Source organism: Microbacterium sediminis (assembly GCF_004564075.1).
GTDB lineage: Bacteria > Actinomycetota > Actinomycetes > Actinomycetales > Microbacteriaceae > Microbacterium > Microbacterium sediminis.
In genome coordinates, this window is the sequence record NZ_CP038256.1 from 2,565,339 (window position 1) to 2,590,568 (window position 25,230).

Here is a 25,230-nt window from a genome sequence, read left to right on the forward strand (position 1 = left end):
GCGCCCGCTCCGGAGAGGATCCCCATGGCCCAGTTCGACCTGCCGCTCGATGAGCTGCGCGCCTACCGTGCCACGCACGAGGCCCCGGCCGACTTCGACGACTTCTGGCTGACGACGCTCGCCGCGGCGCGCGAGAAGGGCTGGGAGACGCGCGTGGAGCCCGTCGACAACGGGCTCGCGATCGTCGCCTCGAGCGACGTGACGTTCGCCGGCTTCGCGGGCGATCCGATCCGGGCCTGGTGGCACCGGCCGGCCGATCGCGAGCCGATCGGCGTGGTCGTGGAGTTTCTCGGCTACAGCGGCGGGCGCGGCCTGCCGCACCAGCAGGGCACCTGGCCGCTGGCGGGGTACGCGCACCTGCTCGTCGACTCGCGCGGGCAGGGCTACGGCCAGCAGTGGCCGGGCGCCACCGCCGATCCCCACGGCAGCGGCGGCTCGGCGGCGCCGGGCCAGATGACCCGCGGCATCGAGGACCCCGAGACGTACTACTACCGGCGCCTGTACACCGACGCCGCGCTCGCCCTCGACGTCGCCCGCGGCCTCGCCGGCACGGGTGTGCCGCTGTTCGTCGCGGGCATCAGCCAGGGCGGCGGGCTGACGATCGCCGCCGCCGCGCTCGACGCCCTGGCCGGTCGCGGCGCGATCGCGGGCGCCCTGCCCGACGTGCCGTTCCTGTGCGACTTCCCGCGCGCCACGACGCTCGTGGCCATCCACCCCTACGGCGAGATCGTGACGTATCTGGCGGCGTTCCGCGATCGCGTCGACCAGACCTTCCGCACGCTGTCGTACTTCGACGGCGTGCACCTGGCCGCCCGCGCCCAGGCGCCGGCGCTGTTCTCGGCCGCCCTCATGGACGAGGTCTGCCCGCCGTCGACCGTGTTCGGCGCCTACAACGCGTGGCCATCGGACGACAAGGCGATCGAGGTCTACCCGTTCAACGGCCACGAGGGCGGCGGCGTCTACCACCGCGCCGCGCAGCTGGAGTGGCTGCGCGCCCGGGTGGGCTGAGCCGGGCGGCCCCGGGCTCGTCGACCGAAGCGCGAAGCGCGGAGCGGAGACGGGTCGAGCGCAGCCGCGCAGCGGCGGAGCCGAGACCAGGGCCCGCGATCTCGACTCCGCTGCGCTCCGCTCGATCCGTCTCCATTCGCTTCGCTCAGTCGACGAGCGGTGAGTGGTCAGGCTCGCCGGCCGGAAGCGCGCGCCGGCGGACAGCCCGCGCACAGCGCAGGAGATCCACGCCACGGCGGCGAGATCACCCGGATCCCGCCCGCCCGTGCGCGAATCCCCTCCCCAGGGCGCAATCCATCCGCCCCACCGCGCCCGCACGGCGCAGAGCGCGCGGGCGCTACGGCAGCTGCAGGAGGGCGCCCTCGGCGCGGCAGGTGGCCGCGGCGATGAGGAGCGCGCGGTCGAGCAGGGCCGGCCAGTCGGGCGACGGATCGGCGGCCAGCGCGGCGACGACCGTCGCGAACATCGCGTCGCCGGCGCCCATCGTGTCGACGATCGGCCCCGGCAGCTCCGCGACGGGGCGGGTGATCTGGCCGCCCGCCGTGAGGATCGTCGCCCCGGCGGCTCCGCGCGTGGCCAGCACGGCGGGGACCGCGTCGGCGCGGAGCCCGGCGGCGAGCTCGTCGACCGTGCCGAGATGCAGCAGCGCGGCGTCGTCCTCGCCGATCTTCACGAGCGCCGCGCGCTCGGACAGGCGCGAGAAGCCGTCGACGAACCGCGCGCGGTCGTGCATCATGCCCGCCCGCGGATTGGGGTCGAGCGCGAACCGCACGCCCGCGAGCGCGCGGTCGAGCTCGGCGAGCTGAGCGGGCGCATCGAGGGCCACGCAGCTGACCGCCACGAGCGGCGCGGCGGCGACGGCCGCGAGCGCCTCGTCGCCGAACGCGATGTGCCGGCGCCACGCCGCCTCATTGAACACGTACTGCGGCTCGCCATCGACGCGCGTGCTGACGGCGCGGGCGGTGCCGTGCGGCGCCGGGGTCGCGATGAGCTCGACGCCGTGCTCGGCCAGGAAGGCGCGGATCCGCTCGCCCGGCTCGTCGTCGCCGACCATCGCCACGAGCGTCGTCGGCGCGCCCAGCCGCGCCGATCCCACCGCGACGTTGAGCGCGGCACCGCCGACGAACTCGCGCGCGCCGTCCTCGTCGCGGATCTCGTCGATGAGCGCGTCGCCGACCACCACGATCCGGTTCATGCCCCCGATCGTATGCGCTCCGGCGTCGGAGCCCTGCGGTGGCCGCCGCGCCGGCGTCGGAGGGCATCCCCCTGCGGGCCCGGAAAGCCCCCGATCCGCCCGTGCGGACGCGGCGGATCCGACGCCGGCGCGGGGCCACGCGCAACGAGTTCGACGCCGGCGCGTGGCCAGCAGCCGGCGGAGCGTCAGGCCTCGCGGGTGATCGTGACGGTGACGTGCAGCTCGCTCTTCGGCGACCCGGAGTACACCCCGCGCAGCGGCGGCACGTCCTCGTAGTCGCGGCCGCGGGCGACGAGCACGTGGCGATCGCCGATGTCGATGCCGTTGGTGGCGTCGAAGGCCTGCCACGTGCCGCCGGCGAACCACTCCACCCACGCGTGCGACTCGCCGGCGACCGTCTCGCCGATCACCGGATCGACCTGCGGGTGCAGGTAGCCCGAGACGTACCGCGCCGGGATGCCCGCCGCGCGCAGCGCGCCCAGAGCCACGTGCGTGATGTCCTGGCACACCCCGGTGCGCGCCGTCCAGGCCTCGGCGGCGGTGGTCTGCACGGTCGTCACCCCGAACACGTACTCCATGGCCTCCCCCACCGTCGTCGCGATCTCGAGCGCCGCATGGTCGGGGTTCTCGTGTCGCGCCGCGATCTCGTGCGCGAGCGCGGCCACCTCGGGATGGGGGCGGGTGCGATCGGTCTGCTGCAGCATCTCGACGACGTCGACCGCCGACTGGGCATCCGTCCGCAGCGCCTCCCACGTCGTGTCGATCTCGGTGCGCCCGCGCGCCCGCACCTCGACGAGGCTGCGGGCGACGATCGTGAGGTCGTCGTGGCTGGTGAGCACGTCGAAGGCCGACACCTGTGTGCCGAAGTAGTCGACGTACGTGCTCACCGCGGTGTGCGGGGAGATGTCGAGGGCGGCCATCAGCACGAACTGTCCCTCGCACGTGACCGGGAGCATGCGCGCCTCGTTGTACGACGCCGTGACCTCGCCGCCCATGTAGCGGAATCCGGTCTGGTGCTCGATGCGCAGCCGCTTCATCCGATCTCCCCGATCCAGCTCGGTTCGGCCTGGGTGGGGAAGAAGCGCTGGCGGATCGCCTCGCTCGCCTCACGGGCCACGGCCTGCACGTGCTCCATGCGCGCCGGCAGATCGTCGACGATCTCCGCGATCTGGGTGTACTCGAGTTCGTTCCGAATGCGCCCGAGCGCACGCAGGATCGCACTGGTGTACCCGGTGCGCTCGGTGCCGGGATCGATCGCACGCATGCAGCTCTCGGCCTCGGCGATCGAGTAAATGATCGAGCGCGGGAACAGGCGATCGAGCAGCAGGAACTCCGCGGCGGCGAGTGGGCGCGGCGCGCCCTGGTAGGTGCGCAGGTAGGGCTCGTAGGCGCCGCACGAGCGCAGGATGGTCGTCCACGAGGGACCCGAGTCGCTCGTCAGCGACCGCGTCGCGAGCAGGCGCGCCGTCATGTCGGTGCGCTCGATCGCACGGCCGAGCGCGAGGAACTGCCATGCCTCGTCCCGCGCGGCGGTCGATTCGAGCACCCCGTACGCGAGGGCGCAGCGCTCGCGCACCCACGTGAACGTCTGGTGCGTGTTCGCCCCGTGCAGCCGGCGGGGCATGCGGCGGCTCGTCGTGTTGAGCACCTCCCACAGCTCGCTCGAGACGATCTCGCGCGCCCGCCGCGCATTCTCGCGCGCCGCACGGATCGAGAACGCCAGGCTCGAGGGATGCTCCACCTCGGTGGCGAGCATGCCGACGATGTCCTCGCGGTTCGTCGCGCGGTCGGGAGCGGGCGCGCCCATGACGGCGAGCAGCGAGCGGCAGGCGACGTCCTCATCGATCCACGGGTCCTCCAGCAGCAGCTGCAGGTGGACGTCGAGGATCCGCGCGGTGCCGTCGGCGCGCTCGAGGTAGCGTCCGATCCAGAACAGCGATTCGGCGATCCGGCTCAGCATGCCATCCCGCCGCTCTGCTGCTGTTGCTGCTGTTGTTGCTGCTGCCCCTCCACCGGGTCGTCCTGCGGCGAGTGCATGACCGCCGGCTGCTCGTCGTACAGCAGCACGGGAGCCGCCTCCGCCGTCGCGCTCTGATCGTCCACGAGCTGGGCCACCCCGCGCGCGTGCCCGTACTCGCCGTGGACCGCGGCGGGCCCACCGAGGATCCAGGTGTCCTTCGTGCCGCCGCCCTGACTCGAGTTGACCACGAGCTCGCCCTCCGGCAGCGCCACTCGGGTGAGCCCGCCGGGTTGCACCCAGACCTCGTGGCCGCTGTTAACGGCGAAGGGGCGCAGGTCCACGTGCCGCGGGCGCAGTCCGGCGTCGGTGACGGTCGGGATGGTCGAGAGCATGATGAGAGGCTGAGCGATCCAGCCGCGCGGATCCGCGATGAGCTTCGCCCGCAGCTCGTCGAGCGCCTTCCTCGAGGCATCCGGGCCGACCACGAGGCCCTTGCCACCGGATCCGTCCACCGGCTTCACGACCAGCTCGTCGAGCCGATCCAGCACCTCCTCGAGGGCCCCGGGATCCTCCAGCCGCCAGGTGTCGACGTTCTTGAGGATCGGCTCCTCGCCGAGGTAGTACCGGATGAGATCCGGCACATAGGTGTAGGTGAGCTTGTCGTCGGCGACGCCGTTGCCGACGCCGTTCGCGATCGTGACGTTGCCCAGGCGGGCCGCGAGCATCAGTCCGGGCGCCCCCAGCACCGAGTCGGCCCGGAATTGCACGGGGTCGAGGTAGTCGTCGTCGACGCGCCGGTAGATCACGTCCACCCGGCGCGGACCGCGCGTGGTGTGCATGTAGACCTTGCCGCCCATGCACACGAGGTCGCGTCCCTCCACGAGCTCCACCCCCATGAGCCGGGCGAGGAGGGTGTGCTCGAAGTAGGCGGAGTTGTAGACGCCGGGAGTGAGCACGACGATGTTCGGGTCGTCGACACCGGCGGGCGCCGCGGCACGCAGCGCGGCCAGCAGCCGGTCCGGATACTCGCCGACCGGGCGGACCGCCAGCTTCTCGAACATCTCCGGGAAGGTCTGCGCCATGACCCGGCGGTTGGAGATCACATACGACACCCCCGAGGGCACGCGCGCGTTGTCCTCGAGCACCCGCAGCTCGCCGCGCTCGTCGCGGATCAGATCGATCCCGGCCACGTGCACGCGCACGCCGTTGGCGTAGCGGATCCCGGCCGCCTGCCGCGAGAAGTAGCGGCTCGAGGCGATCAGTCGTGCCGGGATCACCCCATCGCGCACGGCGGCACGGGCTCCGTACACGTCATCGAGGAATGCCTCGAGGGCGCGCACCCGCTGGACGACGCCGGCCTCGGCGTGCATCCACTCGCGGTAGTGGATGATCCGCGGCACCGGATCGAGCGGCATCGCCCGCTCCTCGCCCGCGAAGTCGAACGTGACGCCCTGCGCCAGGTACGAGTTCGCGAGGGCGTCGACGCGGCCGCGCAGGTCGTCCTGGGCGGTCAGCGAGAGCCACTCGTACAGCTCGCGATAGACCTCGCGGACCTCGGCGCCGCCTTCGACGTGATGGAACATCTCGTCGAAGGGCGGCTCACCCGCAGCCGTCCTGCGGGGCGCGAGCGTGGCGCCATATCCGTCGAACAGGTGCGGCATGCGATGAGCGTAGCCCTCGGCCTGTTGCCGACATGTTTCCGCCGATCGCCCCGCGAGAGCGCCTGTTCACGCCGAAACCGCATGTTTGCGCCGAGACCGGGAGCGCGCGCCACGGTCTCGGCGCAAACATGCAGTCTCGCGGGACCCCAGGCCGAGGCCCGGGCGCGACCCGGGTCAGCGCCCGAGGACCACCTGCAGCTGCTCGACGGCCCAGTCGATCTCGGTGGCGCGGATGACCAGCGGCGGGGCGATGCGGATCGTCTGGCCGTGCGTGTCCTTCACGAGCACGCCGCGCGCCAGCAGGGCCTCGGCGATCTCGCGGCCCGTGCCGACGGCGGGGTCGATGTCGACGCCGGCCCACAGGCCCGCGCGGCGGTAGCCGGTGACGCCGTGGCCGGTCAGCGCGTCGAGGCGCCCGCCCAGGTGCTCGCCGAGGGCGGTGGCGCGCTCCTGGAAGCGGCCGTCGCGCAGCAGCTCCACGACGCGCAGGCCCACGGCCGCCGCGAGCGGGTTGCCGCCGAACGTGGAGCCGTGCTCACCCGGGCGGATCACGCCCAGCACGTCCTCGTCGGCCACGACCGCCGAGACGGGGAGGATGCCGCCGCCGAGCGCCTTGCCGAGCAGGTACACGTCGGGCACGACGCCCTCGCGGTCGCACGCGAAGGTCGTGCCGGTCCGGCCCAGGCCCGACTGGATCTCGTCGGCGATGAACAGCACGTTGCGCTCGCGGGTGAGCTCGCGCACGGCGGTGAGGTAGCCCTCGGGCGGGATGATCACGCCGCCCTCGCCCTGGATCGGCTCGATCAGCACCGCGACGGTGTCGTCGTCGATCGCCGCGGCGATCGCGTCGGCGTCGCCATACGGCACGGCGGTGAAGCCGGGCGCGTACGGCCCGAAGTCATCGCGCGCGTCCGGGTCGTCGCTGAAGCCGACGATCGTCGTGGTGCGGCCGTGGAAGTTGCCGTGCGCCACGATGATCTTCGCGCGGTCCGCGGCCACGCCCTTGACCCGGTAACCCCACGCGCGCGCGACCTTGATGCCGGTCTCGACGGCCTCGGCGCCGGTGTTCATCGGCAGCACGAGGTCCTTGCCGCACAGCTCGGCCAGCGCGGCCGCGAACGGCTCGAGCCGGTCGGAGCGGAACGCGCGGCTGGTCAGCGTGATCCGGTCGAGCTGACCCCGCGCGGCCTGCAGGAGCTCGGGGTGCCCGTGACCGAAGTTCAGCGCCGAGTAGCCCGCGAGCAGGTCGAGGTAGCGCTTGCCGTCGACGTCCGTGACCCAGGCGCCCTCGCCGGAGGCGATGGTGACGGGCAGCGGGTGGTAGTTGTGGGCGACGTGGGGCTCGGCGCTCATCGCGCACCGCCGCGCAGCTCGAGCGTGCAGCACTTGATGCCGCCGCCGCCGAGCAGCAGCTCCGACAGGTCGACGAGCACGGGGTTGTAGCCCCGCTCGCGCAGCTGCGCCTCGAAGCCGGTCGCGCGCGGCGAGATGAACACGTTGCGGCCATCGCTGGCGGAGTTCAGGCCGAACACGGCGCCGTCGGCGTCGGCCACGAGGATCGCGTCGGGGAAGCGGCGCTCAAGCTCGGCGCGGCTGGCCTCGTCGAAGGCGCCCGGGAGGTAGGCGATCGTCGGGGTCTGGCCGGGCTCCACCACGGGGTCGAGCACGCTCAGCGCGGTGTCGAGGTGGTAGAAGCGCGGGTCGACGAGCGTGAGCGAGACGACCTCGCGATCGAAGATGCGCGCGATCTCGCGGTGGCTGTCATCGGTCGAGCGGAAGCCGCGGCCGGCGAGGATCACGTCGCCGGCGAGCAGGAAGTCGCCCTCGCCCTCGTTGGTGAACTCGGGCTCGACGACCTCGAAGCCGTTCTCGCGCGCCCAGGCGATGAACGCGGGCTCCTCGCCCTGGCGCTCCTCGAAGCGGAAGCGCGGCGCGTAGAAGACGCCGTCGATCACGAAGCCGCCGTTGGCGGTGTAGACCATGTCGGGCAGGCCGGGGAGCGGATCGATCAGCTCGACCTCGTGGCCCAGCTCGAGGTAGGTGTCGTACAGCTTCTGCCACTGCCGCACCGCCAGCGCGGTGTCGGTGGGGTTGGCCGGCTCCATCCAGGGGTTGATGGAATACGACACCGTGAAATGCTCAGGCCGGCACATCAGGTAGCGGCGCTTGTGCTGAACGCGCTCGGCCGCCGAGATCGGTGCAACGGACATCTGGGACATGGATCGCTCCTCGCCGTGAAACGGGTGGCGGACGCTGTCCTCGGGCATTGCGGAGTGACTCAACACCTACGCGAATGCACGCCTGGGACATTCTGCCACGCGCCGGCGATCGACCCTGAGCGGACGCGCAGAGCGCCGCCTCAGACGGTCGGCGGCGAGTACGCCAGCTGCAGCACGACGTTGCCGCGGTCGCGCGAGATGAACTGCGCGCGGCCCGGCACCGCCGGGCGCGGCCTGGCGTTGCCGATCAGCTGCCCCTCCTCCGCCGGGCCCGAGAGCAGGATGCCCGGCGCGGCGAGGTCGCGCAGCGTCTGCGTGACGGGCTCGTAGAGGCTGCGCGAGGCGCCGCCGATGCGCCGCGTGAAGATGAGGTGCAGCCCCACGTCGGACGCCTGCGCGAGCAGCGGCTGCAGCGACGCGAGCGGGTTGCCGCTGGCGGTGGCCACGAGGTCGTAGTCGTCGACGAGCACGAACGCCTCGGCCCCGCTCCACCACGACCGGTCACGCAGCTGCTGCGGCGTGACGTCCGGGCCGGGCATGCGCGTCTTCAGATACTCCGCGAGGCCGGCCAGCTCGCTCGTGGCCTGGTCGGCGGTGGTGAAGTACCCGGCGAGGTACTCCTCCGGCACCTCGGCGAGGAGGGCGCGCCGGTAGTCGACGATGAAGATCTGCGCCTGCTTCGGCGTGTAGATCCGCCGCACCTCGCTGGCGATGCCGCGCAGGAACGAGGTCTTGCCCGAGCCGGAGTCGCCGAACAGGTACAGGTGCGAGTCGGCCCGCGGATCGAACCCGACCGGCGCGAGACCGGCCTCGTCGATGCCGAGCAGCAGCGACGACTGCAGGCGGGCATCGGTCGCCCGCGCGCGCAGCTCGTCGAGGCCGAGCATCTCGGGCAGCAGCCGCAGCTTGGGCCCCGGCCGCCCCTTCCACGCCGCTCCGACCCGGGCGATGAGGTGCTCCACGCCCTCGGACAGCGAGGCGTCGTCGGCCACGCCGTCGATGCGGGGCAGCGCGCCGATCATGTGGTGTGCCGACATCGTCAGGCCGCGGCCGGGGCGCTCGGCCGGCACGTTCTTGGCCACCTGGCGGTTGATCTCGGAGTCGGTCGGGTCGCCCAGGCGCAGCTCGAGCTTGCTGCCGAAGGTGTCGCGGATCTGGGTGCGGAAGTCCATCCAGCGCGACGTGGTCGCGATGATGTGCAGACCGAATGTGAGTCCTCGCGCGGCGAGCGCCTGGATCTGGAACTCCATCTCGTCGAACTCGGCGCGCAGCGTGGGCCAGCCGTCGACGACGAGGAAGATGTCGCCGTAGCCGTCGTCGACGCGCCCCTCCGCGCGCCAGCGCCGGTAGGTCTCGATCGAGTCGATGCGGTTGGCGGTGAAGTACTGCTCGCGGGCGTTGATGATCCCCAGCACCTCGGAGTACATCCGCCGCAGCACGTCCGGCTCGTTGCGGCCGGCCACGCCCGCAACGTGCGCGAGGCGCGACAGGGGCGTGAACGTGCCGCCGCCGAAGTCCATGATGTAGAACTGCACCTCGGCCGGCGTGTGGGTGAGGGCCAGGCCGGTCACGATCGATCGGGCCAAGGTGGACTTGCCGCTGCGGCCACCGCCGACGATGCCCACGTGACCGCCGGCGCCGGACAGATCCATCTCGAGCACCTCGCGGCGCTGCTCGAGCGGGCGATCCACGAGCGCCAGCGGGAAGCGCAGCGGCCCGCGCGCCCGCCACGACGGCGAGATCAGCCCGAGGTTCGGGTCCTCGCGCAGGTCGCCGAAGAGCTGGTCGAACGTCGGCGGCGTCTCCAGCGGCGGCAGCCACACCTGGTGCGCGGGCGGGCCCTGCCCCTTCATGCGCTGCACCGCGATGTCGAACGTGACGCGGGTCTCGGCCGGCTCGCTCGGATCGACGTCGGGCTCGGGATCGTCGGCCGCCTGCGTGGGGGCGATCACGGGGGCGGCGGTGAACTGGCGCACCGAGATGTCGCGGATGGTCTCGTCGGCGCCGCGCGTCGCGCGACGGCGGGCCTTCGGCGGGGCCGAGACGTAGGCCGCGCGGAACTGGGTAAGCGTGGTCGCGTCGGACTTGAGGATGCCGTGACCGCCGCCGCCCGGCAGCTCGAACGCGTCGGGCACGCCGATGACGGCGCGCGAGTCGGCCGCCGAGAACGTCTTCAGGCCGATCCGGTACGACAGGTGCGAGTCGAGGCCGCGCAGCTTGCCCTCCTCGAGGCGCTGCGTCGACAGCAGCAGGTGCATCTGCAGCGAGCGGCCGAGGCGTCCGATCGCGACGAAGAGCTCGGTGAAGTCGGGCTTGGCCGCGAGCAGCTCCGAGAACTCGTCGGCGACGATGAACAGCGCGGGAAGGGGCGCGAGATCGGTGCGGCCGCCCTTGCGCGCCTTCTCGTAGTCGGCCACGTTGGCGAAGTTGCCGGCGTCGCGCAGCAGCTCCTGCCGCCGCACCATCTCGCCGGTGATCGCGTCCTGCATGCGGTCGACGAGCGTCAGGTCGTCGCCGAGGTTGGTGATCACGGCCGCCACGTGCGGCATGTCGGCCATGCCGGCGAACGTCGCGCCGCCCTTGAAGTCGACGAGCACGAAGTTGAGGGCCTCGGACGAGTGCGTCATGGCGAGGGCCAGCACGAGCGTGCGCAGCACCTCGGACTTGCCCGAACCGGTGGCGCCGATGAGCATGCCGTGTGGGCCCATACCCTGCTGCGCCGATTCCTTGATGTCGAGGATCATCGGCTGGCCCGACGCGGTCAGGCCGATCGGCACCCGCAGGCGGTCGCGCGCGTTGCGGGGCCGCCACGCGATCTCCGGGTCGAAGTCGCGCACGTCGGGCAGGCCGAGCAGGTCGGTCAGCTCGGCCGAGACGGCCTTCTTGGGGCCGGTGCCCTCCTCCTCCTGCACCTCGAGCAGCGGGGTGAGGCGGCGGGCGGTGGCCTCGGCCACGCTCACGCTGATCCGGTCGGGGATCGCCAGGTGCGGCGACGCGCCACGGCGCGCGATGTGCATGATCTCCTGCCCCCGCACGTCCGACAGCAGGAACCGCAGCGTGTAGGGGTCGGACAGCTCGTCCCACTCCTGGGGCAGGTCCAGCACGGTCACGCCCTGCAGGCCGTCCTCCGACATGAGCGGGTGGTCCGCGGGGACGTGCCCGCCGTCGATCACGAGCAGCAGGTGGCGCTCGGTGGTGGCCGTGCCGGGCGAGAAGCGCGGGCGCTCGGCGATCCCCGCGTCGACGAGGCCCTCGATGTCGGCCCACGTCTCGCCGACGAGCCGGGCCTGTCCCACGGCGTCGCGCTCGCGCGACGAGTGGGCGTGCGGCAGCCACTTCATCCACTCCCAGTACGGGAGCGCGTCGGGGTCGGCGAGCACCGCGATCTGCAGCTGCTCGGGGTGCACGAACGTGGCCAGGTGCGCGATCATGGCGCGGGCCAGGCCGCGGGCGCGGGCCTCGGGCCCGGCGATCTCCATGCGGCAGGTCGAGAGCATGTCGACCGCGTGCGGCAGATCGGGCTGCACCTCGTGCGTCAGCACGAACCGGTGGGCCGCCGATGCGCTGACGGGATCGAGCTGCGCGAGCGCCGGGACGGGCGCCTCCTCGAGGTCGAGCGAGAGCGGCTGCGCGGAGCGGCCGATCCGCACGACGTAGCGATCGATCTGGTCGGCATGGCGCTCCCAGACGCGGGAGCCCTCCTCGACGATGAAGGGCAGGGCCGCGGGATCGGGCAGCACGTACTCGGAGAACTCGCGCTGACGGCGGGCCGTCTCGCGGACGGTCTCGCGCGTCTCGGCCAGGTAGGCGAGGTACTCGCGGCGCACGTTGAGCACGTTCTCGGAGTGCGTCGCCTTCTGGCGCCAGATGTTGCCGCCGACCATCGCCAGCGCCATGAACAGGAACATGCCGCCCATGAGGTACGTGCGCGTCGGGTCGCCGCCCTGGTTGAACGACATCAGCGCGATCGCGCCCATGCTGCCGACCATCGGCAACGCCATCATGAGCGTGTTCGACATGCCCTCGGGCTTGGGGAGCTCGGGCGGCGGCTGCAGCACCAGCTGACCGCCGGGAGGTGCCTGCGGCGGACGCTTCGTCGGCGCCGTCATGCTCACTAGGGTTCCCTCCTGCCCGTGGACGACCCTGCCATAGTATTGCGAGGGGCGGGGCGCGTCGGCACGCGCCAACGAGGATCGGATCGGAAGCGTGGCGAGAGCGAGCGTGAATCTCGTGCTCGCTGGGGCGGGCAGAAGGCGTGATCTCGCCGTGCCCGCCGACGTCACGGTCCGCGAGCTGCTGCACGCTTCGGGACTCGACTCCTCGCGCGTGGGCGTGATCGGTCCGGCGGGCGACCCGCTGCCGCTCGACACGGCGGTGGGCGATCAGGCACCCGACGGCTCGCTGCTGTGGGTGTTCGACACCGCGGCGGCCGTGTCCGCCTCTCGTGCCGCCGACGAGGCGCAGCGCCGCCGCCGCGCCCGCACCGACGTGCCCGCGGCCGTGCGGATCGCCCTGGTCGCCGCCATCGCGACCGCCCTGACCGTCTCGGCCCTGCTGCAGCCGCACTCCTCGTGGATCGCCCTGGCCGTCGGCCTGCTCGCGCTCGGCGCGGCCGCGCTCGTGTTCCACCCGGCGGCCGCGTCGTCGGAGGTGCTCGCCATGCTCGCGCCGGCGGTCGCGTTCGCTGCCGGCGCCGTCGCGTTGTCGGGCAGCCGCTCGCCGCAGGCCATCCTGTCGGTCGGCGCGATCGGCGCCGCGACCGTCGCCTGCCTGCGCCACGGGTACGCGCGGCTGCGCGCGCAGCCGGTGGCGACGATCACCGGCGGCGGGGCGTTCATCTGGGCCGCGATCGCCGTGGTGCTCACCACCTGCTTCCTCGCGGGCATGCCGGCCCACGCGCCGGCCTCCCTGCTGCTGGCCGCCTCCCCGCTGGCCTTCCGGGCGCTCACGCCCGCGTCGGTGCCGATCGAGGAGGAGGACCTGCTCGACATGCCCTTCCTCGTGCGCGACGCCCCCGGCGTGCGCGGGGGCCTGCCGCGGCCGCCCCGCCGCGTCGACCGCCGCGAGGTGTCCACTACGATCGTCGAGGCCGGGCGCAAGCGCGACTCCGCGGCGGTCCTGCTCGCGATCACGACGGCCGCCTCGGCGTGGGGTCTGCTCGCCGCCGTGCCGGCCGGAACCGTGTCGGAGTGGTGCGCGATCGGCGGCACGGCGGGCGTCGCGGCGTTCCTGGCGCTGTGGTCGCGCACCGCGCACCAGGGCGTGACGAAGGTGGCCTCCGGCCTCGCCGCGATCGCCGCGGCGGCCGCCGTCGTGGTCACGGTCGCGCCGATGTGGTCGTTCCTGCCCGCCGCGCTGGCGCTCGGGCTGTTCGTGTGCGGCGCGATCGCCACGCTGCTCATCCGGGCGGTGCAGAAGGGCTGGCGATCGCTGGGCTGGTCGCGCGCCGGCGACCTGCTCGAGGGCGCCCTGGTGGCGCTCACCCCGGCGGTCCTGCTCTACGCATCCGGGATCATCGACGAGATCGGCAGGAGGATCGCATGACGATCGACCCCCACACCGTCGCCCCGAGGCGCTTCCCGCTGCGCCCGCCCGCGCGTGCGCGGCAGCCGCGGCAGGAGCTCGCCCCCGCCGGCGTGGGCTCGCGCCTGCTGGCCTGGCTGATCGACCTCGTCGCCGTCGCGGCGGCCGCGGCGGTGGCCTGGCTGCTGACGTCGTCGCCCCTGGTCGCGGCGATCGTCGCCCTGGAGCTCCTCATCGGTTTCGTCGTGTGGGAGGGCCACACCGGCTGCACCCCCGGTCAGCTGGCGCTCGGGCTGCGCACGGTCCGCGTGGGAACGCCGGTCTCGGCCGGCGCCGCGGCGGTCATCCCGCGCGCCCTGATCTTCGGCGCCGCGCACCTGCTCGCCGTCGTCGGTGCCCCGCTCCTCATCCTCACCGCCCTCGCCGATCCCCGCCGGCGCGGCCAGGCCTGGCACGACAAGGTCGGCGGCCTCCAGGTGGTCGATGTGCGCCGCAGCGTGCGCGGGGCCACGCTGCCGCACCTGCCGCCCGCCTACCCGACGGGCGTCCCGGGCTTCACGCCGTCGATGCCGCAGCCCGTGCCGGTGCGCGCCGACGGCCCCGCACCCGAGTCGCCCCTGCTGCCCCGCGACGCCGTGACGCGCATCGAGAACCCCGAGCGGCCGCCGGTGCCGCCGACGCCCGCTCCGGCGCCGGCGCCCGCGCGACCCGCGTTCGCGTTCCGCCTCGACGACGGCACCGTCGTGCCCGTCGACCGCGGCGGCTACCTCGGCCGCCGCCCGTCCGCGCCCGAGGGCCAGGCCGGCGCCCTGCTCGTGGCGGTTCCCGACCCGGAGCGCTCGATGTCGCGCACACACGCCCGCTTCGGCGTGACCAACGGTCAGCTCTGGTACGAGGACCTCGGATCCGGCAACGGCACCATCGTGCAGATCCCCGACGGCCGCAGCGTCGATCTCACGCCGCACTCCCGCGTCGCCCTGCAGCCCGGCGCGACCCTGCTGCTCGGGACCCGCAGCGTGCAGGTCATCCCCTACGAGGGCTGATCGGCGGGGCCGTCACTTCCCGGCCGTGATGCCCTGTGGCACGGCCGGCACGTCGCCCGGCCAATCGCCCAACCGCTCGCGGTGGGACGCGCCCGTCGTCGTGCTCACATCGATGTTCGCGGTGCCGAGCTTGTCGGGAGTCGCGATCGACGAGGCCCCGGGCTCCATCCATCCGGCCTCCGCGGCCGCGGCGGCGATGTCGACCTGTGACGACGGGTCGGCCGTCGTCAGGTAGATCGTCACGAGGGCGTTGGGCTGCCATCCTTCTCGCACCGACCACGCGGACTCCACGAGGAACGTCACCAGGGCGGGACCGTCGACGAGCGTGTGGCCCGCCTCGAGCTCAACCGTGATGACGTAGCCGGTGTTGCCCTTGACGTTGGGCCTGCCGCCACCCTCAGCCGTGATCTCGAGGCCCGGGATCCGCTGCAGGGACTCCTGCATCTCCGCGAACGTCTGCCCACCGCTGTCGGCATCGTGCGGGACGTCGTCGTCGAACGTCTGCGGCCCGGCCGAGCATCCCGCCACCGTCGCGGCGAGGAGCCCGATGATCGCCGCGGCGACCCCGCGTCTGCGGCCCATTCGCATGTTCCCTCCACACGCCGATGCCCCGAGGATCGTCAGATCCCCGGGGCATCGGTCTCGCGTCACCAGCCGAGCTCGTCGGCGATGTCGTTGTCTCCGCGACCGCCGGCCCGGCCCAGCTTGCCGAGGTCGACGGTGATCTCCTCGTCCTCGAGCTGCATGGCGATCAGGTCGAGTCCCTTGCGCTGGCGCTTCTTGTCGTCGCGCCCCCCGGCTCCCGGTGCGCCGCCGACGACGCCGCCCATGCCGCGCGCGCCGACGCCGCGGCCCGCCGCGCCGGCGCCCCGGCCGGCCGCGCCCTTGCCCGAGCCCGCGGCACCCGTACCGCCACCGGCGACCACGCCGCCCGCGCCGGTGCCGGCCACGCCGGCGCGACCGCCGACACCCCGTGCCGCCGCCCCGGCACCGCGTGCCGCCGTGCCGGCGCCTCGGCCCGTCGCGCCCTTGCCGTTCTGGGCACCGGCCGCACCGGGCGCGACCATGCCACCGAGGCCGCCTCGCGCTCCCGCGGCACCGCGCAGGCCCGCACCGCGGCCGTTCGCGCCGGAGCGGCTTCCCGCACCCGCCGCGCCGTTGGCCGCCGGCACACCGACCGCGCCGCCGAGGCCGCGCGCCCCGGCGCCGCCACGGAGCCCGGCTCCGCCCTTGCCCGCCGCACCCTTTCCGGCGGCGCCAGGCGCATTGCCGCCGGGCGCGAAGATGCCGCCCAGGCCGCCGCCGAGGCGTCCCCCGCCGAGCCGGCTCGCGACGCCGGCGCCGATCGCACCGCCGCCCAGGGCCGCACCGATGTTCGGGGCACCCGAGCCGCCGGGCGTGTAGCCCGAGCCGCCACCGATGGTGCCGCCCCCGATGCCGCCCGGCGTGTAGGTTCCGGGCGTGATGTCGCCGTCCACCGAGATGTCGTTGTCACCGATCGGCGGGTAGTCGTACACCGGCGGCTCGTACACCGGGTAGTCGCCGTTGCCGCTCGGCGGCGGCGTGTAGGTGGGCGGGGTGTACGTGGGCGAGTCGTCGTCGGGGCTGGGCAGATCCGGCACCGGCAGCTGCGGAGTCTCGTTGTCGGGCGTCGGCAGATCCGGCGTCGGGATCGTCGGCGTCGGCTGCTGCGGGCCGTTCGGCAGCGTGGGAACGCCGCCACTGCCGCCGCCCGGCAGGCCGCCGCCGCCCGGCGTGCTCCAATCGAGTTCCGGGGCCGGCGTCGAGTCCGGGACATCGTTCGGATTCGGGAAGTCGTCGATAGCCGCTTGCGGAAGCTGCCGCGCCGCGTTGTTCATCGACTGGCTGAACGCCTGGAGCGCCGCGCGTGCGGCATCCTCGCGCCGCTGGCGGTTGTTTCCGAGGAACCAGTCGGCGATCTTGTCGGCGGCGAGGAAGCCGACCGGACCGCCGACCACGAGGCCCCCTGCCTCGATTCCTCGTTCGACCCACCACTCCTGAGTCGGGTCGAGATCGGCGCCCGGCAGGCTCTCGAGCGCCCGCTTGGCGTCGGCGAGCGCGCCCGTCGCGGAGGACCAGCCCGGCGCCATCTGGCCGATACGCGTCTCGAGGTTGTTGAGATGGGTCACGAGCGCGCCCAGCCGCTCGTCCGCTGCCGTCGCGATGTCGCCCGTGAGCCCGCCGTTGCCGCGCACCTTCTGGATCGCGTCGACGACGTCGCTGAGCGTGGCCTTGGTGTCGTAGACCCTGCCATCGAGCGCCTCGCGCGCGTCGTGATTGTCGTAGGTCGCCGCGACCGCCTGCAGCCGCTCCTCCCACGTCTGCGCCGTGCACACGTCCATCTCAGACCCCCAGGTTCTTGATCGCCGCGTTCAGCGCGTTGCGCAGCTGCTGCGCCTGAGCCGCGTCCGTCTCGTCGATGTCGTCGACCGCGGCGAGCAGCTGCCGGGCCATGTAGTCCGCCTCGACCTTCGCGGCCGTGAGGATGCTCTTTCCGCTGGCGATGTTGTTGCTGAATGCCTGACGGAACTCCGCCGCTGCGGGGTCGCTCGTCCAGACCGCACCGATCTGGCCCTCGTCGGCGCCGCTGAGACGCTCATGCGCGGTCTCGAGGACGCCGACCAGTTCCTCGAGACGCTTCACCTGGCCCGAGATCACCTCGGCGCGATCGGAGCTGAACTCCCCTGCCATATCTCCCCCTGTAGATCAGTCGACGCGGCCCATGTTATGTGCGCCGCGCGATCCGCGACATGGAGAGAACTCCCCACGTGGCTACCGGCGGCGGGTGGCGAGCACGATGATCAGCACCACCACGCCGATCACGACGATCGCCGCGAGCACGAGCAGCACGACCAGGAGGATCGGCACCCCGTCCCCCATCGGCGCAGGGGTCGGCGCTCCCTCCGGGTCGTCCGAGGCACCGTCGTCCGGCGTCACCGGCTCCAGCGGGTAGGGACCGAACTCGTCGGAGAACACGCCTTCGTCGTACATCGCCGGCGTCGGGATGCCGTCCTCGCGAATCAGCGGATTCTCGTCCGGGAACTGAGACGGATCGGTCGCCATCAGGCGCGGGACGTCGATGCGTCCCCACCCCTCCTCATCCGTGTGCACCGGATCGGGCTGCGCATGCGAGGCCGTGTGCACCAGAGACTGCAGCACCTGATTCGGCGTCGCCTCCGGATACGCCTCCATCACCAACGCCAACACCCCCGCCACAAACGGCGTCGCAAGCGAGTTGGACGCCCCCAGGATGACCGGCTCCGACCAGGACAGATCCTCGCCCGGCTCGTATGAGAGGAACTTGTCGCCCGGGGCGACGATCGACAACCATGGACCGACCACCGGGTCATCACGCTCACCCTCGGGACCGAAGTTCTCCACCGACACCACACCGTTGAACTGCTCGACCCCGGGGGCGTTCGGACTCACCGGGTCTGCCATGGCAGAGTCATTCGGGTTGCCGGCGACGACGATCACTCCGGCCTTGATGGCCTGCAGCAGAGCCGTTGCAGACACCGTGTCGAAGATCTGGAGGGACGTGAACACCAGCATGTCGGCGCCGTTCGCCACCGCGTCCTGCACGACGGTCGCCAGATATCCCGACGGGTCATCGGGGCACGGAGTGGTCAACCAAGATTCCCCGCTGTCGACCTCATCCGTGCCCAGGGAATACACGAGCACCTCCGCCCCCGGGGCAACGCCCTGGATCCCAGGGTTCCCGCCCACCGGCTGACCATTCCCGACGATCACCGCGGAGACTCCCGTGCCGTGCCGGCTGCCCGGGTCGTCAGAGATCACCGGGACCGGGGTGCCGTCGGGGCAGGAGTCGACGCCGCCCGGACGGATGTTCGCGCCCACCAGCGTGTGAGCCTCGGTGTTCACCGAGCTGTCGATGACGGCGATCGTGACGCCCTCGCCGGTCGCCGTGGCCTGCGCCTCGCGCACGCCCGTATCCTCGAACCACCAGTTGCCCGCCGCGTAGTCCGTCGCCGCCGCGGCCGGCAGCGCCGACCCCACCAGCAGCGCACCCGCAACGACCGCAGCCGTCCTCCGAAGTCCCCGCTTCATACCCCCGACGCTACCCGAGCGGCGATTCCTCCGCCCGTGGGCAGAACTGCCCACGTGGCTACCGGCGGCGGGTGGGATCCCACGCCAGCCCATATGATCCGATCATGGCGGAGGGGGCACCGACCGGGCGCGCGGCAAGCGCGGCGCCCGCACAGGGCGGCGACCCGTCCGCGCCCGCGCGCCGTTCGGCACGCGTTCTCGCACGCGCGGCCGCGAGCAAGCTGCCCACGAGATACCTCACCGCGATCCTCACCGGCCTGTTCCTCGCCGCCACCGCCGCCTTCGGGGGACTGAACGACGCTCCGCCCGAGGCGGCCCCCGAGCCGGTCGTGATCGCGACGGATGAGGCGCACAGCACCGGCCGCTACACGATCACCTTCCGCGGCGCCTACCTGGCGGACTTCTGGGAGGACTCGGGCGTGTACCCCGAGGAGGGGCAGCGATCGATCGTCCTCCTCGCCGAGGTGGTGTGCGATGGGCCGACCTCGATGACCACGAGCGACTTCATCGCGTCCCTTTCGGGCGACGCGCTGCCCGTCGACGAGTACTTCGGCGGAGCGGACACCACCATCGTCCGCGCCGACGATCACCTCGTCTCGCCGACGATGCCGCCGCACGTGACGGTGCCGCTCGTGTTCGGCTGGGAGGTCCCCGCCGACGCGTACACCGCGGGCGACACGATCGAGCTCACGCTGCGGGGCGAGCGGCGCGAGGAGACCTCGTTCCTGGGCCACGCGACGTTCTGGAACGAGACGGGAGAGGACGCCACCGTGCGCCTCGTGCTCGAGGACGTGGACGCATGACGGGCCGCGCCCGCGCGGCGACGGCCTGGCTCGCGGCCGCCGCGCTGATCGCGGCGGGATGGATCGTGCTGCAGGTCGCACCCGGTCCCGAGGTGTACTGGGAGACCTTCTACCGCAGCGCTTCGATCGGCGAGACCGCCGCGACCGCGAAGTCGCGGGTGACCGTGCTCGAGGTGCGGGCGGCCGAGGCCGTGTCAGACTCGACGGGCTGGCGAAGCGACGTCGCAGGGAGCGCAGGCAACGACAGCGTCTGGATCCTCGTCGACCTCGAGGTCGAGGGCCGGTACCGCGAGCCGGACCCCGACCCGGGCCTCGACGAGGGGCTGTACGACATCGCCCCGTTCGGCATGAGGGACATCGAGGCCGGGGGCGAGAGCTACCGGGCGAGCGAGCGGCCGCAGCAGAGCCTGGGCTCGTTCGGGAACTCCTATCCCTTCGATACGGTCACGACGGGCACGCTCGCGTTCGAGGTGCCCGCCGACGTGCTCGACCTGCACGACGCCCGCGTCGTGCTCGCCCACACCGGCGTCCCGTCGATGGAGGAGGCGATCATCGTGCCGCTGTGGCCGAGCGAGCTGGACGTCGCCGCCCACGCCGCGGTGCACGACACGATCACGGAGCCGGCCTCATGATCGCCCCCGCGCTCGACATGCTCCGCACGGCGGGGCTGATCCTGTTGCGTCGCGGCTGGCTCATGGCGCTGATCTACGCCGTCGGCGCGGCGGCCCAGTTCGGACTGCTGCAGGTGGTGGGCCGCATCGGCGCCTATGACGCCGTCGCCGGCATGCTGCTGCTGCCGCTGCCCATCCTCGCCCGCCTCACGGCGCTGGTTGGCATGCTGCTCGTGGTGCGCGGCGAGCTGGAGTACCTGGGACGGCTCGCGCCGCTGCCGACCGATCGGCGCGAGCGCCGGGCGGCGCTCGGACGGGCACTGCTGGGCGGCATCGTCCCGTTCATGGCGTTCTACCTCACGTGGGGATACCTGGCCGGCGATGTCGCCGACTACGCGAACATCGCCCTGCTGGAGCGCGAGCGCGTGGACTTCGAGGCGTTCGCCGAGCACATGAACAGCGGCAGCACCGAGGAGTTCGCTCCGCGCGATTGGGGCTTCATCGCCGGCGATCTGCCCCTCGGACCCGTCGCGATCGGCATCCTCGTCGTCGCGTTCTCGCTGCGGTGGGCGCTGGGACGCTGGGGCCAGCGTTTCGGCGCGTGGGGCACCATCGCGAAGATCTACCTCGAGGCGCTGTGGGTGCTGATCACCGCGCTGACCGTCGCCGACCTCGTCGAGCTGCTCACCGCGTGGGTCGATGGGCGCCTCGGCATGGTCTGGCTGCGCGACGTCACCGGCTGGATCGCGGAGTTCCTCGCGCCGGTCGCGTGGGCATGGGAATCGCTGCTGTGGCTCATCGAGCAGATCGGTCTGGTGCTGCTGGAGCCCGCCGCGTGGTTGGCGATCGCCGGAACGATCTACGGGCAGGCGGTCAAGGCGCAGGCGCCCGAGCTCTCGGGCCGCTACGTCGACCGGTGGAAGCGGCTCGACGGCACGATCAAGCGCTGGCTGAGCGAGGTGTGGAACCAGGTGGCCGGGCGCTTCACCCCGATCTGGAACGCCGTCGTCCTCGCCTGGCGCGCGGGCCCGGTGCTGATCGCCGCGTACGCGTTCCTCAACACCCTGACGGCGCCCCTGGAGCCGTACCTCTCGCGGTTCGCGATCGGCCTCGTCGGGCCGCACGACGAGGCCTTCTGGCGCGTGTGGGCGCCCCTGCTGAGCGCCGTGCCGTCGATGGTCGTGCAGACGGTGCTGATCACGCTCGCCGCGGCCGCCTACGACTCCGCGCTCGAGGCTCGGGCCCTGCGCGACGCGGCGGCCGCCGGGCCCGCCCTGCCAGAGAACGCGCCGATGCCCGCGAACACGCCGCCGCGCCCGAGGCTGCCCGGCGCGACGGAACCGCTGCTGCTGCCGGCCGGCGCGCCGTTGCCGCCCGGCGTCCCCGTGCCACCGAGCAACCCCGACGGCATCGGGCAGCCGCACGGTTGACCGACCGACCAACGAAGACCTCGATCGAGAGAGAGACCTCCATGAGCACGGGACAGACCCCTCCCCCGGCCGGCTGGTACCCGAGCGAGCGCGCCGGCGTCTTGCGCTACTGGGACGGCATGCGCTGGACCGATCACTATCACCCGCAGGTGCCCCCCGCGGCCACCGGCGCCACGGACGCAACGGCCTGGGCGCCGCAGGGCGCGGCGGCGGGTGAGCCGATGCCATCGGCGCAGCACGGCACGTGGACGACGCAGGCCTCGGCAGCCCCCGCCCCGCGTCGTCGGCGCCTGGGCGCCGGGGCCACGATCGCGATCATCGCCGGCGCGCTCGTGCTGGTCGCCGCGGCCGGCCTCGGGATCGCCGCGGCGCTGGGCGCATTCGGCGGCGAGCGCCCGGGCGAGGCCACCGGCGAGCGCCCGAGCGCGGCGCCGGTCACGACGCCCGAGCCCGGCACGCCCGAGCCGGGCACGCCCGCCCCCGGCACGCCGGCGCCCAGCGCGCCGTCGACGGACGCATCGGCCGAGGAGCAGTGCACGACCGGCGCGGCGCAGCAGGAGGCCCTGATCTCGCTGATCAGCGGTCTCTCCACGAACGCATACACGGAGAACCCGATGGACGTGCAGTTCGGCTATGTCTACGCCGACGAGATTTGCTTCGTCTCGGTGATCGCCACGCCCGCGACGGCCGATCAGTTCAACAGCAACGACATGCTGGGACTGCTCACGCTCGTCAGCGAGAACGCCTCGGTCCTGCCCGAGAACGTCACGTACGTCCTCATGCGCGGCATGGACGGGAGCACAGGCGAGTACTTCTCGCTCGCGCCGGCCTACGCCGAGCTCGGCGCGCCCACCGAGGGCATCACCGCCGAGTCGGGCATCAAGTGGCCCATCGCCGCCATCGCGGCCGAGTGACCGCGCGCGGGGTTCAGCGCGCGATCCGCCCCGCCCTCATGGCGCGCGCGAGGCAGATGAGAGCGACGACCATGAGAGCATCCACCCCGAGCGCGCTCATCCAGACGGCGGGCACGATCGAGACCCCCTGCACGGTGCCGGAGATCAGCACCCCGAGGTGCCCCAACATCACCAGCGCGACCGCCGACGTCAGCACCACGGCGAAACCCGACATGGTGCCGCGGGCTCCGAGAGCCGCGACAACGATCACCGCGACCGCCGCGATCAGCATCACGACGGCATGCACCTGCGTGGTCGCGACGACGAGCGGGCCGGCCGCCTCGTCGCGCGCGATGCCGGCAAGCGACCCGATCATCACGAGCTGGAACGCGGTCATGACCGCGGCAGCCACCGCCACCACGATCGAGACGATGCGCAGCGCGCCGGCGCGACCTGTCGAGTTCGAACTCATCGCGTGCCGTCTCTCGCGTCCGCGATCGCGCGCCTCGTTGCGGCGGCCATGTCAGCGCGCCTCGTTGCGGCGATCGCTGATGGCGCGGCGCAGCTGGAAGCTCGTCAGCAGCAGGATCACCAGCTGCAGCGCCGGCATGAACCACACGCCCAGCTGCGACTGCGCGGCGGGGACGACCAGTCCCTCGACGACGAGCACGAGGAGATCGATCAGGCCGATGACGACCCCGATGATCGTCAGGAGCATCACGGCCCCGCTGCTGGACGGCCGCGCACCGGCGGCGGCAATGAGCACGAGCATCAGCGACACCGCGAGGAGCACACCGGCGCCGATGGAGCTCGCCGGCAGCGCATAGGAACCGGTGATCACGTCGCCCAGCGCCGTGAGGGCAAGTCGCACCCCGGCGAGAGCCGCCCCGAGCAGGCCGGCCGCGATGGCGGCGGCCCGCCGAGAGATGGCTGCTCGGCTCATCGGGTCAGGCAACGAACTGGGGCCACGACACGACCTTCGTGTCGGTGATCGTGGCAAGCATCGTCGTCTGGCCGGTGTTCACGGCACCCTGGAAATCGAAGTACCCCTTGCCGATCGCCACGATCGCCACGACGACGGCACCGATGATGATCGCCACTCCCGGCGGCAGCCCGAGGATCGTCGCGCTGGACCCCAGGCCGCTGATGATGCCGGTGGCGAGGGCCGCGAGCGCGCCCGCCAGCATCCAGTACAGCGTGATGACGGCGCCCTTGAGCGTGACGAGCGACGACGACATCGTCGTCGCGATCTTGTCGTTGATCGCCGCGATCGTCGCCTGCTGATCCCCCACGCGGCCGCGATAGGCCATCGCGGTCGAACCGGACCAGATGCCGGGGTCCTCGGCGTACAGCTGCCCGCCCGTGACCGTGGTCGCCGCCGTCGACGCGGCCACGCCCAGGTCGTGCCACGAGTCGGCGGCGGCCTGGATGGCGCCGGGATCGCCGACGAAGGAGAAGAACTCACCGAGCTTGTCCCACAGCTCGCCGATCTTCTTCATCAGCTCGTCCCACGCGGACGTCACCTTGTCGACGACCCACTGCAGGAAGTCGGGCACCTGACCGAGCACCGCGTTGATGATGTCGGCCAGCCGCTGGATCGCGTTCTGGATTCGCGTGATGAGATCTTGGATCTTCTGAATGATGGGATGCATCACATCTCCCTGTCTCGTGGACGCCGGCTCAGCCGGAGAACGTCCACTCCGTCGCGTAGCGCCGCCGGGCGGCCTCGTCGTCGTCCTTGTAGGCGTTGTAGATGTCCATGAGCGTGCTGCCCGCGGCTCGAGCCTCCTCGGCGCCGGCGGTGAGCAGCGCTTCGGTGTGCGCTCGAACCGTCTCATGCGCCTCCGCCGCGGCGCGGCCGAGGAAGGTGAAGGCGTTCATGTCGAGCGTCAGGCCCGCGACCGTCGCCGCCATGGCCGCGAGGTCGTCGCCGACGCCCGTCCACGCGCTCGCGTCGTCGTCGAGGAGGTCGAGATTGACCTCGAATTCGTTGCCCATCGCTCAGTCCTTTCTCGGTTCGAACAGCTCCGCGGTGCGCTGCGGGTCCTGCATGCGCGCGACGAACTCCGTCAGCTCGGTCAGCGCGTCGCGTGACGGATTCGCCGCGGCGTCGATCGCTCCGCGGATGGCGGTGGTGAGCGACTGTCCGAGCGTCGTGCCGGTGCTGCGCTCGGCGAACTCGGGGTCGATGTCGAGCGACACCAGGTTGCCCGACGAGTCGCAGGTCGCCTCGATGCGGCCGTGACGGTCCTGAGCGGACGCGCGCTGGCTCGCGACCGACTGCACCTCGGTCGTGGCGCGGTCGATGAGCACCTCGAGGTGCTCGAGGTCCGCGAGCATCGCGTTCAGGCCGGCGTCACTGATGTCGACGTGCTCGAGGCTCAGCACCTCGTTCAGGCGGCCCGACGGTGTGTTCGCCGTGTCCGCCGGCCGGGTCATCGGCCGGGGCGCCTCCTCGGCGGCGCTGATCCAGTTGCCGAGCCGAAGCGACGCGGCCATCGTGTAGGCGGTCATCACGACGCCGGCGATCTCCTCCGGCTCGTAGTACGTGAGCCAGTCGTCGGTGACGCGGACGTCACGGAACGAGCCGTCGCCTTCGAGCGTGACGGTCACGACGCCGTCCTCGTCGAAACCGGAGACCGGCTCCAGGCTCCGCTCCGCCTGCTCGTACCTCTGCGCCATGCGATCCATCTCGTCGCGCAGGTCATAGAGGTCGTCCAGATCCCCCACCGTCGGTTCCCTCTCTCATCGTCAGGCCGAACGCATCGGGCGGCACCCGCGAACCCGCGAATGCC

23 protein-coding genes are annotated in these 25,230 nt (G+C 72.5%); 7 read left to right on the forward strand and 16 right to left on the reverse strand.

What is annotated here, in order from left to right:
* Nucleotides 1-24 precede the first annotated feature (24 nt).
* Nucleotides 25-1,008: an acetylxylan esterase gene (locus E3O41_RS12285; protein WP_067025125.1), complete on the forward strand. Its 984-nt coding sequence runs from the start codon at nt 25-27 to the stop codon at nt 1,006-1,008.
* Between the two features lie 337 nt (nt 1,009-1,345).
* On the opposite strand, the gene E3O41_RS12290 is transcribed toward E3O41_RS12285, so the two are convergent.
* From E3O41_RS12290 to eccCa, 7 genes are all read right to left on the reverse strand, one after another.
* A complete protein-coding gene (locus tag E3O41_RS12290) occupies nt 1,346-2,203 on the reverse strand; it encodes a PfkB family carbohydrate kinase (RefSeq protein ID WP_067025128.1) in 858 nt (285 codons plus the stop codon).
* Between the two features lie 185 nt (nt 2,204-2,388).
* Nucleotides 2,389-3,240, reverse strand: coding sequence for a transglutaminase family protein (locus tag E3O41_RS12295; RefSeq protein ID WP_067025131.1), 852 nt, complete (start codon nt 3,238-3,240; stop codon nt 2,389-2,391).
* The gene (locus E3O41_RS12300; protein WP_067025135.1) at nt 3,237-4,163 is read right to left on the reverse strand and encodes an alpha-E domain-containing protein; all 927 of its coding nucleotides are present in this window, start codon (nt 4,161-4,163) and stop codon (nt 3,237-3,239) included. Before E3O41_RS12300 ends, E3O41_RS12295 begins: the two co-directional genes overlap by 4 nt.
* Complete coding sequence (locus E3O41_RS12305) at nt 4,157-5,824, reverse strand: circularly permuted type 2 ATP-grasp protein (protein ID WP_135012484.1); 1,668 nt, start codon at nt 5,822-5,824, stop codon at nt 4,157-4,159. The genes E3O41_RS12300 and E3O41_RS12305 overlap by 7 nt, the downstream gene beginning before the upstream one ends.
* A 174-nt stretch (nt 5,825-5,998) precedes the next feature.
* Nucleotides 5,999-7,177, reverse strand: coding sequence for an ornithine--oxo-acid transaminase (gene rocD, locus E3O41_RS12310; protein ID WP_067025142.1), 1,179 nt, complete (start codon nt 7,175-7,177; stop codon nt 5,999-6,001).
* Nucleotides 7,174-8,034, reverse strand: a complete 861-nt coding sequence (gene ddaH, locus E3O41_RS12315; protein WP_067025392.1) for a dimethylargininase — start codon at nt 8,032-8,034, stop codon at nt 7,174-7,176. Before ddaH ends, rocD begins: the two co-directional genes overlap by 4 nt.
* 149 nt (nt 8,035-8,183) lie before the next feature.
* Nucleotides 8,184-12,152, reverse strand: a complete 3,969-nt coding sequence (eccCa, locus tag E3O41_RS12320; RefSeq protein WP_135012486.1) for a type VII secretion protein EccCa — start codon at nt 12,150-12,152, stop codon at nt 8,184-8,186.
* 157 nt (nt 12,153-12,309) lie between these two features.
* Between eccCa and E3O41_RS14170 the strand changes: the two genes are divergently transcribed.
* On the forward strand, nt 12,310-13,587 hold the full coding sequence (locus tag E3O41_RS14170; protein ID WP_067025148.1) for a hypothetical protein: 1,278 nt from the start codon (nt 12,310-12,312) through the stop codon (nt 13,585-13,587).
* Nucleotides 13,584-14,609, forward strand: a complete 1,026-nt coding sequence (locus E3O41_RS12330; RefSeq protein ID WP_067025151.1) for an RDD family protein — start codon at nt 13,584-13,586, stop codon at nt 14,607-14,609. Before E3O41_RS14170 ends, E3O41_RS12330 begins: the two co-directional genes overlap by 4 nt.
* 12 nt (nt 14,610-14,621) lie before the next feature.
* Here the strand turns inward: E3O41_RS12330 and E3O41_RS12335 are convergent, their stop codons facing one another.
* The 4 genes from E3O41_RS12335 to E3O41_RS12350 form a co-directional block, all read right to left on the reverse strand.
* Nucleotides 14,622-15,191, reverse strand: a complete 570-nt coding sequence (locus tag E3O41_RS12335) for a hypothetical protein (RefSeq protein ID WP_067025153.1) — start codon at nt 15,189-15,191, stop codon at nt 14,622-14,624.
* Between the two features lie 65 nt (nt 15,192-15,256).
* Complete coding sequence (locus E3O41_RS12340; RefSeq protein WP_135012488.1) at nt 15,257-16,972, reverse strand: hypothetical protein; 1,716 nt, start codon at nt 16,970-16,972, stop codon at nt 15,257-15,259.
* A gap of 1 nt (nt 16,973) precedes the next feature.
* Nucleotides 16,974-17,321, reverse strand: a complete 348-nt coding sequence (locus E3O41_RS12345) for a hypothetical protein (RefSeq protein ID WP_067025162.1) — start codon at nt 17,319-17,321, stop codon at nt 16,974-16,976.
* A gap of 81 nt (nt 17,322-17,402) precedes the next feature.
* Complete coding sequence (locus E3O41_RS12350; protein WP_067025165.1) at nt 17,403-18,698, reverse strand: S8 family peptidase; 1,296 nt, start codon at nt 18,696-18,698, stop codon at nt 17,403-17,405.
* 104 nt (nt 18,699-18,802) lie between these two features.
* On the opposite strand from E3O41_RS12350, the gene E3O41_RS12355 reads away from it, so the two are divergent.
* From E3O41_RS12355 to E3O41_RS14180, 4 genes are read left to right on the forward strand one after another with little or no spacing between them, the layout of a single operon-like run.
* Nucleotides 18,803-19,501 (forward strand): hypothetical protein, encoded by a 699-nt coding sequence (locus E3O41_RS12355; RefSeq protein ID WP_067025168.1) that lies wholly within the window; start codon nt 18,803-18,805, stop codon nt 19,499-19,501.
* A complete protein-coding gene (locus E3O41_RS12360; RefSeq protein WP_135012490.1) occupies nt 19,498-20,133 on the forward strand; it encodes a hypothetical protein in 636 nt (211 codons plus the stop codon). Before E3O41_RS12355 ends, E3O41_RS12360 begins: the two co-directional genes overlap by 4 nt.
* A complete protein-coding gene (locus E3O41_RS14175) occupies nt 20,130-21,542 on the forward strand; it encodes a hypothetical protein (RefSeq protein WP_162303972.1) in 1,413 nt (470 codons plus the stop codon). The genes E3O41_RS12360 and E3O41_RS14175 overlap by 4 nt, the downstream gene beginning before the upstream one ends.
* A 41-nt stretch (nt 21,543-21,583) precedes the next feature.
* On the forward strand, nt 21,584-22,456 hold the full coding sequence (locus tag E3O41_RS14180; RefSeq protein ID WP_067025177.1) for a DUF2510 domain-containing protein: 873 nt from the start codon (nt 21,584-21,586) through the stop codon (nt 22,454-22,456).
* Between the two features lie 13 nt (nt 22,457-22,469).
* On the opposite strand, the gene E3O41_RS12370 is transcribed toward E3O41_RS14180, so the two are convergent.
* The 5 genes from E3O41_RS12370 to E3O41_RS12390 are packed head-to-tail and all read right to left on the reverse strand — an operon-like array spanning nt 22,470 to nt 25,165.
* Complete coding sequence (locus E3O41_RS12370) at nt 22,470-22,907, reverse strand: hypothetical protein (RefSeq protein ID WP_067025180.1); 438 nt, start codon at nt 22,905-22,907, stop codon at nt 22,470-22,472.
* Between the two features lie 51 nt (nt 22,908-22,958).
* Entirely contained in the window at nt 22,959-23,378 is a 420-nt protein-coding gene (locus E3O41_RS12375) for a hypothetical protein (protein WP_067025183.1), read from the reverse strand.
* A 4-nt stretch (nt 23,379-23,382) separates the two neighbouring features.
* Nucleotides 23,383-24,087, reverse strand: coding sequence for a hypothetical protein (locus E3O41_RS12380; protein WP_135012494.1), 705 nt, complete (start codon nt 24,085-24,087; stop codon nt 23,383-23,385).
* A gap of 28 nt (nt 24,088-24,115) precedes the next feature.
* Nucleotides 24,116-24,433 carry a hypothetical protein gene (locus tag E3O41_RS12385; RefSeq protein WP_067025189.1) on the reverse strand — a complete coding sequence of 106 codons (318 nt, stop codon included), beginning with the start codon at nt 24,431-24,433 and terminating at the stop codon, nt 24,116-24,118.
* Nucleotides 24,434-24,436: 3 nt separating this feature from the next.
* The gene (locus E3O41_RS12390; protein WP_135012496.1) at nt 24,437-25,165 is read right to left on the reverse strand and encodes a YbaB/EbfC family nucleoid-associated protein; all 729 of its coding nucleotides are present in this window, start codon (nt 25,163-25,165) and stop codon (nt 24,437-24,439) included.
* Nucleotides 25,166-25,230 lie beyond the last annotated feature (65 nt).

Coding starts and splice junctions, on each gene's coding strand:
- E3O41_RS12375 (WP_067025183.1), bottom strand. CDS start 23,378: ATGAGCCGAGCAGCCATCTCTCGGCGGGCCGCCGCCATCGCGGCCGGC.
- E3O41_RS12305 (WP_135012484.1), bottom strand. CDS start 5,824: ATGCCGCACCTGTTCGACGGATATGGCGCCACGCTCGCGCCCCGCAGG.
- E3O41_RS12345 (WP_067025162.1), bottom strand. CDS start 17,321: ATGGCAGGGGAGTTCAGCTCCGATCGCGCCGAGGTGATCTCGGGCCAG.
- E3O41_RS12360 (WP_135012490.1), top strand. CDS start 19,498: ATGACGGGCCGCGCCCGCGCGGCGACGGCCTGGCTCGCGGCCGCCGCG.
- eccCa (WP_135012486.1), bottom strand. CDS start 12,152: ATGACGGCGCCGACGAAGCGTCCGCCGCAGGCACCTCCCGGCGGTCAG.
- E3O41_RS12385 (WP_067025189.1), bottom strand. CDS start 24,433: ATGGGCAACGAATTCGAGGTCAATCTCGACCTCCTCGACGACGACGCG.
- E3O41_RS12350 (WP_067025165.1), bottom strand. CDS start 18,698: ATGAAGCGGGGACTTCGGAGGACGGCTGCGGTCGTTGCGGGTGCGCTG.
- ddaH (WP_067025392.1), bottom strand. CDS start 8,034: ATGTCCGTTGCACCGATCTCGGCGGCCGAGCGCGTTCAGCACAAGCGC.
- E3O41_RS12355 (WP_067025168.1), top strand. CDS start 18,803: ATGGCGGAGGGGGCACCGACCGGGCGCGCGGCAAGCGCGGCGCCCGCA.
- rocD (WP_067025142.1), bottom strand. CDS start 7,177: ATGAGCGCCGAGCCCCACGTCGCCCACAACTACCACCCGCTGCCCGTC.
- E3O41_RS12285 (WP_067025125.1), top strand. CDS start 25: ATGGCCCAGTTCGACCTGCCGCTCGATGAGCTGCGCGCCTACCGTGCC.
- E3O41_RS12380 (WP_135012494.1), bottom strand. CDS start 24,087: ATGCATCCCATCATTCAGAAGATCCAAGATCTCATCACGCGAATCCAG.
- E3O41_RS14175 (WP_162303972.1), top strand. CDS start 20,130: ATGATCGCCCCCGCGCTCGACATGCTCCGCACGGCGGGGCTGATCCTG.
- E3O41_RS12330 (WP_067025151.1), top strand. CDS start 13,584: ATGACGATCGACCCCCACACCGTCGCCCCGAGGCGCTTCCCGCTGCGC.
- E3O41_RS12370 (WP_067025180.1), bottom strand. CDS start 22,907: ATGAGTTCGAACTCGACAGGTCGCGCCGGCGCGCTGCGCATCGTCTCG.
- E3O41_RS12300 (WP_067025135.1), bottom strand. CDS start 4,163: ATGCTGAGCCGGATCGCCGAATCGCTGTTCTGGATCGGACGCTACCTC.
- E3O41_RS12340 (WP_135012488.1), bottom strand. CDS start 16,972: ATGGACGTGTGCACGGCGCAGACGTGGGAGGAGCGGCTGCAGGCGGTC.
- E3O41_RS14180 (WP_067025177.1), top strand. CDS start 21,584: ATGAGCACGGGACAGACCCCTCCCCCGGCCGGCTGGTACCCGAGCGAG.
- E3O41_RS12295 (WP_067025131.1), bottom strand. CDS start 3,240: ATGAAGCGGCTGCGCATCGAGCACCAGACCGGATTCCGCTACATGGGC.
- E3O41_RS12335 (WP_067025153.1), bottom strand. CDS start 15,191: ATGGGCCGCAGACGCGGGGTCGCCGCGGCGATCATCGGGCTCCTCGCC.
- E3O41_RS12290 (WP_067025128.1), bottom strand. CDS start 2,203: ATGAACCGGATCGTGGTGGTCGGCGACGCGCTCATCGACGAGATCCGC.